Origin of the sequence: Pseudorhizobium marinum, from assembly GCF_000705355.1 — a bacterium.
Taxonomy (GTDB): domain Bacteria; phylum Pseudomonadota; class Alphaproteobacteria; order Rhizobiales; family Rhizobiaceae; genus Neorhizobium; species Neorhizobium pelagicum.
This window is the reverse complement of sequence record NZ_JMQK01000021.1, coordinates 14951-27610: the sequence shown is the minus strand read 5'-3', so window position 1 is coordinate 27610 and position 12660 is coordinate 14951. Positions and strand designations below refer to the sequence as shown.

Genomic DNA, 12660 nt, shown 5'->3' with positions numbered 1-12660 from the left:
CTCATCGCCCGCCTCGCGCAAACAGGCCGGCTGGGCGCAGGATCAGCATGATGATCATCAGTCCGTAGATCACGAAGGGACCGATGGCCGGGACGTAATACTTGCCTGCCACATCGGCGATGCCCAGCAGCAGCGCTGCAAGAAAGGGCCCGCTGACCGTGGAGGTGCCACCGACTGCCACGACGATCAGGAAGTAGATCATGAACTTCAGCGGGAAATTCGGGTCGAGGCCCAGAATTTCCGCTCCCATGGCACCGCCGAGGCCGGCAAGGCCCGATCCGAAGGCGAAGGTAAGCGCGAAGACGGCAGAGACATTGATGCCGAGCCCCATCGCCGCCCGACGATCGTCCACCGCAGCACGAAGGCGGCTGCCGAACCTGGTCTTCGCCAGGATGAGCTGCAGCGCCAGCGCCAGCGCCGCGCAGATGACGATGGTGAACAAGCGATATCGGCCAATGCCGACACCGAAGAACTCGGCGCGGCCGGAGAGCTCCGGCGGCAGCTGGATCAACTGCTGCTGGCCACCCATGATGTAGTCGGCGGCCGCCACCGACATGAACACGAGGCCAACCGAAAACAGCACCTGGTCGAGATGGCTCGCCTGGTACAGCTGTCGGTAAAGGGTCCGCTCGAGGATCGCGCCGAGCGCCGCGCTGACCAGGAAGGCGGCCGGCAGGCACCAGTAGAAGGCAATGCCGTAGCGGTTCATCATCACGACGGTGACGTAACCGCCCGTCATGGCGAAGGCGCCGTGCGCAAGATTGATGAAATTCATCAGGCCGAGCGTGATCGTCAGTCCGCACGCCAGGATGAACAGAAGCATGCCATAGGCGATGCCGTCGAACAGGATGGTCAGCATTGGCCCTCACCGGTGGGGCGGCCGGCCGTTGACCGGCCGGCCGTCTTGTCTGTTACTTGGCCGTGTTCGGGTCGCGGATCTTCTCGTACTTGGTGAACTCGACGTTGTAGAGTTCGCCGTCGACCTCCTTGACCTCGCGGATGTAGATGTCCTGGACGATGTCGCGCGTCTCCGGATCGATCATGATCGGCCCGCGCGGGCTCGTCCACTCCATCCCCTTCATCGCTTCGATCAACTTCGTGCCATCGGTGTCGCCGCCGGTCTTTTCCAGGGCCGCATAGGCAAGATGCATGGCATCATAGCCGCCGACCGACATGAAGTTCGGCCGCATGTTGTTGGTCTTGCGGACCTGCTCGACGAAGGCCTTGTTCTCCGGGCTGTCGTGATTGGCCGAATAGAAGTGCCCGGTGATGACACCCTTGGCCGCGTCGCCGATGCCGTTCAGGAGATCGTCGTCGGTCACGTCGCCCGTGGCGATCAGCTTGATGCCGGCATCCGCCAGGCCGCGTTCGACGAACTGCTTCATGAACAGCGAGCCGACGCCCGAAGGCACGAAGACGAACACGGCATCCGGCTTGGCATCGCGAACACGCTGCAGGAACGGCGCGAAATCCGGGTTCTGCAGCGGCACCCGCACAGACTCGACGATCTCCCCGCCATCCTTCTTGAACTGGTCGACGAAGCCCTTTTCGATGTCATGACCCGGGCCGTAGTCGGTCACCAGGGTCACCACCCGCTTCAGGTCGTTCTCCACTGCCCAGGTCGCCACGGGAACGGCCGACTGCGGCCCGCCCATGCTGGTGCGCACGAAATATTCCGATTGCGGCATGATGGCCGAGGTCGTTGCCGAGGTGATGATCGCAGGGATCTTGGCCTGGTTGAGAACCGGCGCCACGGACATGGCCAGCGGCGTCAGCCCGAAGCCCATCAGCATGCTGACGCCCTCGTTGACCACCAGCTCCTGCGCGATGCGGCGCGTCTGGTCGGCGGTACCGGCATCGTCGCGCAGCACGATCTCGATCTTCTTGCCGGCCGCTTCGTCGCCGTTCAGCGCCATGTATGCGCGCACCCCTGCCTCGACCTGCCGGCCCGTGGACGCGAAGGGTCCCGTCATCGGCAATACGAGGCCGATCTTCACCGCTTCCTGCGCCTGGGCCGGAAGCGCCATCAGGCATCCCAGCGCCACGCCCGCGGCGACCATGAAACTTCTTCTCTTGAGCATGCCTTCTCCTCCTCTTAGAACCCAAAACCCCAGCCGGGATGGCTGCGGCGGCCATAGGTCTCCACCCCTATGACCATCGATATGGCTCTCAACCTCGTCGGTCCGTCGAGCACATCTCGAATGCGTCTGACCGCAATGTATACATCAACTGGCGATTCCGACAGCCATCCGCGCCAAGGGTTGCGAACACATCTGCGTGCTGCTGCTGCAGCTGGCAGCCTTGATTTAAGCGGTAAGCATATCGTTTGGCCGCGGCCTCCCGGTCCGCCAGAAAAATGCCTCTCCTCGCCCACAGCCTAGGGTCTGTATACAGTACCTGTCAATATCGCAGCCAAGCGGACCGCGCGTTTCGTCAGCCTCGTCCCGTGACATGAACCTCGCCTCTCGCGACAGGTTGGAGCAAGCCTGCCTGTCGATAAACGCTCACGGGTGCGCGTATGGCAAGCGGCGGTTCTGCTGCTGCCCGTGGCATGCGAAGGGTACAGAAGCGGTGAAGATCGCTATGCCGCCCTCGCATTGCGACAGGCTGATTTGGATGATGGATTACATCAAGGGGCTTCGTTCATGACTTCCACCGTTCCTTCCCTCGGCATCAGCCAGATCAAGGCTCTGAAATCCTGGGAGATCAAGGCCTGGACGACGGAGGACATCAACGCGCTGTCCACGGCGCAGATCGGTGCCCTCTCCGCCGCCCAGATTGCGGCACTGGAAATGGAAGACCTCGACGCCTTCTCCACCTCGCAGTTGCGGGCCATTTCGGCGCCCGCCATGGTCGGACTGACGCTGGACCAGCTGGCGGCCTTCACCACCCAGAAGATCGAAGCCCTGGCTGCCAATCAGGTCGGCGCCTTGAGCGCAAGGCAGATCGGCGGACTTGACTCCTTCCAGATCGAAGCCCTGACCCCGGCGCAGGTCGCGGCGCTGAACGCCTCGCAGCTGTCGACCTTGACGACCGACGAAATTGCCACCTTCTCGACGGCCGACATTGCCGCCATCAGCTCCTCGGCCATCGCCGGCCTTTCACGCGGCAGCGTCATGGCGCTGAGCTCGGAGCAACTGGCGGCACTGACGCCGACACAGGTTGCCGCCTTGAAGACGACGCAGATCGCCGCACTGACGAGCGATCAGATATCGGGCCTCACCACCTCCCAGATCGGCGCCTTGAGCTCCACGCAACTGAGGGCCCTGACCACCGCCAGCGTCGCGGCATTGTCGACAAGCCAGATCGCGGCTTTGAGTGCCAAGGCCATCCCGGGATTGACAACGACACAGGTCGCGGCCTTTTCCACCAGCCAGGCGGAAGCACTGACCCCGGCCCATATCGGCGCCATGAACGCCCAGCAGATCGGCGCCCTGTCGTCCGCAGACATTGCGACCTTCTCCACGGCCGACATTGCGGCCATCACCTCGCCAGCCATCTCCGGCCTGTCCACTGCCTCCGTAGCGGCCCTGACCACGGAGCAACTGGCGGCACTGAAGACCTCCCAGGTCGCCGGCATGAAGAGTACGCAGATCGCGGCTCTTTCGACGGACCAGATCGCAAGCCTGAGCACCACGCAGATCGGGGCGCTGACGGCGCTCCAGATCAGGGGACTGTCATCGGCCAGCATTCAGTCGCTGTCGACGAGCCAGATCGCCGCCATCAACGCCAAGGCGATCTCCGGCCTGACGGCGTCGCAGATCGCCACCTTCACCACCAATCAGGCGGAAGCGCTCACTTCGGCACTCGTCGGTGCCATGAGCTCCACGCAGATTGCTGCGCTCTCGTCCGAAGACATCGCCACCTTCTCCACCGCAGACATTGCCGCGATCAGCGCCCTCGCCATCGCCGGCCTTTCCAGCGGCAGCATCGCCGCCTTGGGCTCGGACCAGGTGGCCGCACTGAAGGTCACCCAGGTCGCAGCCCTGAAGTCGAAGCAGCTTGCCGCTCTCACGACCGATCAGCTTGCCGCCCTCACGACCTCGCAGATCGGCGCCATCAGTCCAGCCGCAGTTGCGGGCCTGTCGACCTCCAGCATGGCGGCACTCTCGCTCGAGCAGGTGTCGAGCCTCACCGGCAAGGCAATAGCCCTTCTCTCCCCCGCTCAGATCGCCGCCCTGTCCACCACGCAGGTTGAGGCCTTGAGCTCTTCCCAGGTGGGAAGCCTCACGTCCCGCCAGGTCGCCGCCTTGAGCCCCGAAGCATTGGCTACCTTCTCGATCGCAGATATCCCGGCGCTCAGCCCGGCCGCCCTCTCGGCGCTCACCGCCGCCAATGTCGCGACCTTGAGCGCCGAGCAGATCGCCTCGCTGCGGACAAATCAGATTGCCGCCATGAAGACGGCACAGGTTGCAGCTCTGACCACCAATCAGATCGCAGCGTTCGACAGCGCCCAGATCGGTGCCCTCAACGCCACGCAGGTCAAGGCTCTGTCCGTCGCGGCAGTCAGCGCCCTCAACCTCGACCAGACGGCCGCTCTGAACGCCAAGGCCATTTCCGGACTGACCACGGCCCAGATTGCCGGGCTCAGCAGTGAGCAGGCCGAGGCCTTGACAGTGTCGCAGGTAGCCTACCTCACCTCGTCACAGCTGGCGGCACTCGGCCCGGCGGGACTGGCGACCTTCTCGGCCGAGGATGTGGCTGCACTCAGCGCTTCGGCACTCAGCGGCCTGTCGAGCACCGGTATCGCAGCCCTCACCGCCGACCAGATCTCGGCGCTGAAGGCGAGCCAGATCGCGGCCCTGAAGACGGCGCAGGTCGCTGCGCTGACGAGCGAGCAGCTTGCGGCGCTGACGACGTCCCAGGTTGCAGCCCTGTCAGCCGTCCAGCTCAAGGCTCTCTCCACCGACAGCATCCCGCTGCTGTCGACCGAGCAGATTGCAGCCCTCAGCACCAAGGCCGTTTCCGGCCTGACGACGGCCCAGGTGGCGGCGTTGACGACGGATCAGGCCGAAGCCCTCACATCTGTCATGGTGGCGGCCATGAGCGCGGCGCAGATCGCGGCCCTGTCCTCTGCGGATATCGCCACCTTCTCGACGTCCGACATCGCGGCAATCAGCGCGTCGGCCATTTCCAGCCTCTCCAGCGAAGGTCTGGCAGCATTGAGCGCCGAGCAGGTGGCGGCGCTGAAGGCGACGCAAATTTCGGCATTGAAGACCGGCCAGCTCGCCGCCCTAACCAGCGAGCAGCTGTCAACCTTGACCCCGGCCCAGATCGGCACGTTCAACTGGGCCGCCATCTCGGGGCTCTCCACCGCACAGATCGCTGCCCTGTCTCCCGAGCAGATTGCCGGATTGAATACCAAGGCGATCGGCGCCCTGTCGTCGACCCAGATCCAGGGCCTCTCGACCGCGCAGATCGACGGCCTGACCTCATCCCAGATTGGCAGCCTGAGCTCCGCCCAGATCTCCGCCTTCAGCACCACCGCGCTGACGAGCCTCTCGCCCGAGCGTCTGGCCGCGATCAATGCAGCAGCCGTCGCCGGATTGTCGAGCGACAGCATTGCGGCCTTGAGCGAAGACCAGGTGGCAGCACTGACCAGTGCCCAGATCGCCTCGCTGAAGACGGGCCAACTCGCGGCCTTGACCACATCCCAGCTCTCGGCCCTTGGCTCCACCCAGATCGGTGCCTTGACCGCCGCGCAGGTGGCGGCGCTCGCCTCCGAGACCATCGCAGCTCTTTCGACCGATCAGATTGCAGCGCTGAGCGGCAAGGCCATCACAGGGCTGACCGTCGACCAGATGGAGGCTCTCTCGACCGATCAGGTCGAGGCTCTGACCTCGACGCAGGTCGCGGGTCTCAGTTCGGCCCAGGTGGCCGCCCTGACCACTGCCGATCTCGCCACTTTCTCGATTGAAGACATCGCCGCCCTGTCCTCCTCGGCGATCAGCGGGCTGCCCACCGAAAGCGTGGCCGCCTTCAGCAATGAACAGGTCGAGGCTCTGAAGCCGACCCAGGTTGCCGCCCTGACCACCGCCCAGATGGCCGCGCTGACGACCGACCAGCTGGCGGCCCTGAGCACCACGCAGGTGGCCGCCCTCGGCTCGGCGCAAGTGGCCGCGCTGTCGACCAACGCCGTCGCCAGCCTCTCGACCGAGCAGATTGCGGCACTGACGACCAAGGCCATTCCCGGCCTGAGCTCGGCACAGATCGATGCCCTGAATACGGAACAGGCGGAGGCGCTGACACCGGGTCTTGTGGCAACCATGAGCTCCACGCAGGTGGGCGCCCTGTCGTCCGCGGACATCGCGACCTTCTCGACCGCCGATATTGCCGCGATCGGAACGGCCGCGATCGCGGGCCTCTCCAGTGCAAGCATCGGCATGCTGAGTTCCGAGCAGCTTGCCGCCCTGACATCGAGCCAGGTGGCGGCGCTGACGTCGAGCCAGATCCAGGCCCTCACCCTGACGCAGATCGTCAGCTTCACGAGCACACAGATCGGCGCCCTGAGCTCGACCGCGATCTCCGGCCTGTCGACCTCCACGCTGGCCGCCCTGACGACGGACCAGATTGCCAGCCTCAACCCCAAGGCCGTGGCAGGACTGACCACCGCCCAGGTGGAGGCTTTGTCGACCGCGCAGGTGGATGCTTTCACGACGGCGCAGGTTGCCGGCCTCAGCTCCACCCAGGTCGCGGCACTGACGCCGGTCGTCTTGGCCAGTCTCTCCACCGAAGACATCGCTGCGTTGAGTTCTTCCGCGATTTCCGGTCTCCCGGCTGCCAACCTCGCCGCCCTGTCGACCGAGCAGATCGCCGCATTGGCCGGGAAGACGGTATCGGGGCTGACGACCGCACAGATCGGCGCCCTGTCCTCGGCGCAGATCGAGGCCCTCACCCCTTCCCAGGTTGCCAATCTCAGCTCCACGCAGCTTTCCGCCTTGAGCACGGCAGCATTCTCGACCTTCTCGACAGCCGATATCGCAGCCATCACCGCGGCAGCCATTCCAGGTCTGTCGCCCGCCAACGTGAGCGGATTGACCACCGCGCAGCTTGGGGCTCTGACCACAGGTCAGGTCGCCGCGCTGACATCGGAACAACTTCAGGGTCTGGGAACGCAGCAGATTGCGGCCTTGACGACGAGCCAGATCGGCGCCTTCAGTTCCTCAGGCCTCTCGGCCCTGCCCACCTCTGCAATCACAGCACTCACCACGGACCAGATCGCGGCGCTCAGCAACGGCGCAATCGCCGGCCTGACGACGGCGCAGATCGATGCCCTGTCCACCACCCAGGTCGAAGCTCTCTCCGCGGCACAGATTGCCGCGCTGAACTCGACCCAGGTGGGCGCTCTCTCTGCCGAGGATCTGGCTGCCTTCTCCAGCAGCGAGATCGCCGCAATCGGCACCGCGGCGCTGGCGGGCCTTTCCACCACCACCATCGGCACCCTGAGCTCGGAAGACACCGCTGCCCTGACGACCACCCAGATCGCGGCCCTCGGTTTCGGTCAGGTTCGGGCCATGAACCCGGCGCAGATCGGCGCGCTGACTTCCGGTCAGATCGGGGCCCTTAATGCGATCCAGCTGGCCGCCCTCGGTACGAGCAGCATCGCGGCCTTCACCACCGAGCAGATCACCGCCATCAGCGGCAAGGCGATCATCGGCCTGACGACGGCGCAGATCAGCAGCATGTCGACGGCCCAGATCGAGGCCTTCACACCCTCCCAGGTGGCCGGCATGAGCTCTGCCCAGATCGCAGCCCTCAACGCCGACGATCTGGCGGTCTTCTCTCTGGAGGATATCGCCTCGATCAGCGCCACGGGCATCGCCGGCCTGTCGACGGACGACATCACCGGCCTGTCGAGAAGTCAGCTCCAGGCCATCACGGTCCCGCAGATGGAGGCGATGAACGCCGCCCAGATCGCAGCCGTCGTGTCGGCCTACGAGGGATATTGAGCGTCGATTTCGGCTGAACGGCTAACCTTGGCGCAGGCGCAAGCCGTCGACGAAGACGTCGACCATCCGCAGGGCCACCGGCTGCCAATCGCCCGAACCCGGCGAATAATAGATGCCCACGAGCGTCCGAAGCAGGTCTTCGGGCGGGACATCGCCGCGGATCTCGCCGGCCTTCACCGCACGATCGAGCAGCAGTCTGACCGCATTGATCATGCGGTCATAGGAGTAGACCTTGAGCTCCGATGAGCCGACCGTCGCCAGTTGCAGCGCCTCGATCATCCCCTTCTTGGTGGCCACCAGCCTGACATTCGCCTGGAGCCACTTCTTCAGCGCCTCGACGGGCTCGTTGTTGAGGGCAAGCTGCTCTGCAAGCTCTCCGAGAAGATCGACCTCATGGCGATAGACCGCCTCGAACAGAGCCTCGCGCGTCGGGAAATGCCGGTAGAGCGTGCCGATGCCGAGCCCGGCCTTGCGGGCCACGGCTTCCAGGCTGGCCTGGGTGCCGCCGGCGCTGAAAATCTCCGTTGCCGCCTCCAGAAGGCGCTCGCGGTTCCGGATCGAGTCGGCGCGCACCCGCCGTGTTGCTTTCCCGTGTTCTTGTTCCATCTGACTTAAGCTGAATATTGCCTCTTGCTAAACGGAGGCACCCTCCGTATAAATAACACAGCCGAGCCGCGAAGAATACGCCGATCGGTGAAAGCGGCGGCCAGACCCTGCTTTCGGCCCGCGCATTTCCCCGCCGGGGCCACCGGCGCCTGATCCTTACAACACAATCACTGAATGGAGTATCACATGTCACTCTCCATCAGCCTCACCATCAACGGTCAGCCGCGCACAATTGCGCTCGACGACCCGCGTGTGACGCTGCTCGACCTCCTGCGCGAGCGGCTTGACCTGACGGGCACGAAGAAAGGCTGCGACCGGGGCCAGTGCGGTGCCTGTACCGTGCTCGTCGATGGACGGCGCATCAATTCCTGTCTCTCGCTTGCCGCCAGCCTCGATGGCGCCGACGTCCAGACGATCGAGGGCCTGGCCGATGGCGACGCCCTCCACCCGGTCCAGGCAGCCTTCATCGAGGCGGACGGCTTCCAGTGCGGCTACTGCACGCCCGGCCAGATCATGAGCGCGATCGGCCTGATCAAGGAAGGCCACGCCAGCGGCGATCCGGAGCGTGTCCGCGAACTCATGAGCGGAAACATCTGTCGATGCGGCGCCTACCAGGGGATCACCGAAGCGGTCCTGGAGGCGCAGAAGGTTATGTCCGATAAAAAGGGGAGGAATGCCGCATGAACCGCTTCGATTTCATCGCTCCTCGAAACATTTCCGAGGCCGTGGCCGCCGCTGCCGAGCCGGGCTCGGCCTATCTCGCCGCCGGCACAAACCTTCTCGATCTGATGAAGATAGGGGTATCGCGGCCCGTGCGTCTGATCGACATCACCAGGCTGCCCGGCCTCGACCGGATCGAGTGGCAGCCGGACGGAGGCGTCCGAATCGGCGCCATGGTGCGCAACTCCGACCTCGCTTACGATCCACGTTTTGCCAGGACCTTTCCGGCTGTCGCCGAGGCTCTGCTCTCGGGCGCCTCGGCGCAGTTGCGCAATGCAGCCACCGTCGGCGGCAACCTGATGCAGCGCACCCGCTGCGCCTATTTCCAGGACACCGCCAGCGCCTGCAACCGCCGCGTCCCAGGCTCCGGCTGCGACGCACTCCACGGCGAGAACCGTCTCCACGCCGTTGTCGGCTGGAGCGAGCACTGTATCGCCACGCACCCATCCGATTTCTGCGTGCCCCTGACCGCGCTCGACGCCGTGGTCGAACTGGAGGGGCCTCAGGGGAAACGCGAGATCCCGCTCGAGGATTTCCACAGACTGCCGGGCGATACACCGGAGCAGGAAACTGCACTCGCACCCGCAGAGCTGATCGTTGCGCTTCGGCTCCCGGCGGAGGCGACACGGTTTGCCGCCAACGCCCGCTATCTGAAACTGCGCGAACGCACGTCCTATGCCTTTGCCGTGGTCTCGGCGGCGGCAGCCCTGGAAATCAACGACGGCGTCATCAGCAGTGCCCGTCTCGCGCTCGGCGCCATTGCCGCCAAGCCATGGCGCGCACGAGAGGCGGAAGCCTCGCTGGCAGGGGCCGAGCCGACGCTTGAGGCCTTCACCCGGGCCGCCGGGATCGCGCTCGCCGACGCAAGACCCTCGGGCGACAATGCCTTCAAGATCGAACTGGCGCGCCGCATCGCCGTGCGGGCGCTGATCCTTGCAGCCGAGGGGACGCCGGAGGTCATGCCTGCCCTCCCCGCCTCGCCCTTCTCAACAACGCCGGGAGCGAGCCATGTCGCTTGATGCACCATCCACGAATGCCCGCTACGGCTCCAATGCCGGCCAGCCGCTGACGCGCCGCGACGGCGTGCTCAAGGTCACCGGCCGCGCCACCTACGCCGCCGACAATCATCCGGACGGCATGCTCTATGCCGTGACGGCCGTCAGCAGGATCGCCCGCGGCCGGGTGACCTCGCTCGACGTCGAGGCCGCCAAGGCCCATCCCGGCGTGGTCGAGGTCATGACGCCGGCCAGCCGGCCGCCGCTCGCCCATGATCCGGACGAAAAGATGCCGCCCTTCGGTTTCCGCATCGAGGTGCTGCAGGACAGTACCGTCCGCTACGCCAACCAGCCGATTGCGCTGGTCATTGCCGAAACGCTCGAAGCGGCAACCGAAGGCGCTGCATTGCTCAACCCGCAGTACGAGGCCGATGCCCCCCGGACCGGCATTGATGATGGCCTTCGCTTCGATCCCCCCGCCGTCGGTGTCGGCGGCCCACCAAAGGCCACCTTCGGCGATGTCGAAGCCGGGCTTGCAAATGCGGCTCAGGTTCTGGAGCGGGACTACGTCACCCCGGCGCAATACCACAACGCCATGGAACCCCATGCCGTCGTCGCCGAATGGGACGGCGACCATGTGATGCTCGACATGCCCAACCAGGCGCTGGCGATGAGCTGCGCGTCCTACGCCACCTATTTCGGCATCCCGCCGGAGAACGTCACGATCCGCTCGCCCTTCCTGGGTGGCGGCTTCGGGTCGAAGGCTATCATCAACGGGCCGCAGATCCTGGCGATCCTGGCGGCGCGGACATTGAAGCAGCCGGTCAAGCTCGTCCTCAGCCGGGCCCAGATGTACGGACCCGTCGGCCATCGCGGCGCCACCTGGCAGAAGCTGCGCATCGGCCTGGACAAGGACGGACACCTGACGGCGCTTCACCACAAGTCGATCTCCGCGACATCTTCTTTCGATGACTTTCTGGAGCCGGCCGCGAACGCCTCGACGCATCTCTACGCCAGCCCGGCACTGCTGTCGGAACACGAGGGCATCCGGCTCGATACCGGCACGCCCGGCCCCATGCGGGCACCGGGCGAGGCATCCGGATCGGCAGCACTGGAAGTCGCCATCGACGAGGCGGCGGACGCCTGCGGAATGGACCCGCTGGATTTCCGCCTGCACAACTATGCCGTGACCGAGCCGGGCAGCGGAAGGCCTTTCTCTTCCAAGGCGCTGCGCGAATGCTATGCCGAGGGCGCGAAGCGTTTCGGCTGGGCCGGCCGGCCTCTCGCCTGCCGCCAGATGCGTGACAAGAACGGTTTCCTGGTCGGCTGGGGCATGGGCACCGCCCTCTTCCCCTGCCCGCACTTCCCGGCGGAAGCGCGCGCCACGCTCCGAGCCGACGGTACGGCCCTGGTGGAGACGGCCGGCGCCGACATGGGCCAAGGCGCCTGGACGGCGCTGGCGCAGATCGCGGCGGAAGCGCTTGGCCTCGATCCGGAACAGGTCGAGCTTCACTCGGGGATTTCCACGCTTCCGGACGGTGGGATCGCCGGTGGCTCCGGCCACACGGCAAGCGCCGGGCTGGCGCTCAACAACGCCGGCAAGGACGCCATTGCCCAGCTTTCGGAGCTTGCCACCAATGATCCGGCCTCGCCACTTTTCGGGGCCGGCAACATCGGGGTGGAAGCACGGGCCGGAAGGCTCTACCGGCGGGACGACGAGACGCGCAGCGAAAGCTATGCGGAGATTCTGGCCCGGGCAGGCCGGCGGGAGATCGTCGGAACGGCCAAGGCCTCCCGCGATCCGGCGGCAGCAGAAGCGCACGCCATGTTCTCGCACGGCGCCGTCTTCGCCGAGGTGAAGGTCGATCCGGATCTCGGGCAGATCCGCGTGACGCGGCTGGTCGGAGCCTTTGCCGCGGGCCGGATCATCAATCCGCGGCTCGTCGAAAGCCAGTATTTCGGCGGCATGATTTGGGGCGTCTCCTTCGCCCTGCACGAGGAGACGATCATCGACCGCCGAACCGGCCGGATCATGAACGCGGATCTGGCCGAGTACCATGTGCCCATCAATGCGGACATTCCGTCGCTGGAGGCGATCCTCATCCCGGAGAACGATCCCTTCGTGAATGCCATCGGCGTCAAGGGTGTCGGCGAGATCGGCATCACCGGGACGGTCGGGGCGATTGCCAATGCCATCTGGCACGCCACGGGTGTTCGGGTGCGGAAGTTCCCGGTCCGGCTTGAAGACATCATCGGCTGAGCTCGCTCTGGAATGGCCGGCGGACCGTCATCCGTCGGCCATTTCCACCCCGTCGACGACAGAGGTGGAAGGGGCGAGATCTCCCCAAGGCTTTCTGCTGGACTCGTGCAGGATTGTCCGCTAGCTTGAT

At 65.4% G+C, this 12660-nt stretch carries 7 protein-coding genes; 4 read left to right on the top strand and 3 right to left on the bottom strand.

What is annotated here, in order from left to right; all coding sequences use genetic code 11:
• Nucleotide 1: 1 nt before the first annotated feature.
• The gene (locus EO99_RS0120310) at nt 2-859 is read right to left on the bottom strand and encodes a branched-chain amino acid ABC transporter permease (protein WP_029620418.1); all 858 of its coding nucleotides are present in this window, start codon (nt 857-859) and stop codon (nt 2-4) included.
• Between the two features lie 52 nt (nt 860-911).
• Nucleotides 912-2081, bottom strand: coding sequence for an ABC transporter substrate-binding protein (locus tag EO99_RS0120305; RefSeq protein ID WP_029620417.1), 1170 nt, complete (start codon nt 2079-2081; stop codon nt 912-914).
• 564 nt (nt 2082-2645) lie between these two features.
• Here EO99_RS0120305 and EO99_RS0120300 point away from each other — a divergent pair.
• Entirely contained in the window at nt 2646-7949 is a 5304-nt protein-coding gene (locus tag EO99_RS0120300) for a beta strand repeat-containing protein (protein WP_029620416.1), read from the top strand.
• A 21-nt stretch (nt 7950-7970) separates the two neighbouring features.
• On the opposite strand, the gene EO99_RS0120295 is transcribed toward EO99_RS0120300, so the two are convergent.
• Nucleotides 7971-8555: a TetR/AcrR family transcriptional regulator gene (locus EO99_RS0120295; protein WP_029620415.1), complete on the bottom strand. Its 585-nt coding sequence runs from the start codon at nt 8553-8555 to the stop codon at nt 7971-7973.
• A 186-nt stretch (nt 8556-8741) separates the two neighbouring features.
• Here EO99_RS0120295 and EO99_RS0120290 point away from each other — a divergent pair, with 186 nt between their 5' ends.
• From EO99_RS0120290 to EO99_RS0120280, 3 genes are read left to right on the top strand one after another with little or no spacing between them, the layout of a single operon-like run.
• Nucleotides 8742-9239 carry a (2Fe-2S)-binding protein gene (locus EO99_RS0120290; RefSeq protein ID WP_029620414.1) on the top strand — a complete coding sequence of 166 codons (498 nt, stop codon included), beginning with the start codon at nt 8742-8744 and terminating at the stop codon, nt 9237-9239.
• On the top strand, nt 9236-10294 hold the full coding sequence (locus EO99_RS0120285) for an FAD binding domain-containing protein (RefSeq protein WP_029620413.1): 1059 nt from the start codon (nt 9236-9238) through the stop codon (nt 10292-10294). Before EO99_RS0120290 ends, EO99_RS0120285 begins: the two co-directional genes overlap by 4 nt.
• The gene (locus tag EO99_RS0120280) at nt 10284-12530 is read left to right on the top strand and encodes a xanthine dehydrogenase family protein molybdopterin-binding subunit (protein ID WP_029620412.1); all 2247 of its coding nucleotides are present in this window, start codon (nt 10284-10286) and stop codon (nt 12528-12530) included. The genes EO99_RS0120285 and EO99_RS0120280 overlap by 11 nt, the downstream gene beginning before the upstream one ends.
• Nucleotides 12531-12660 lie beyond the last annotated feature (130 nt).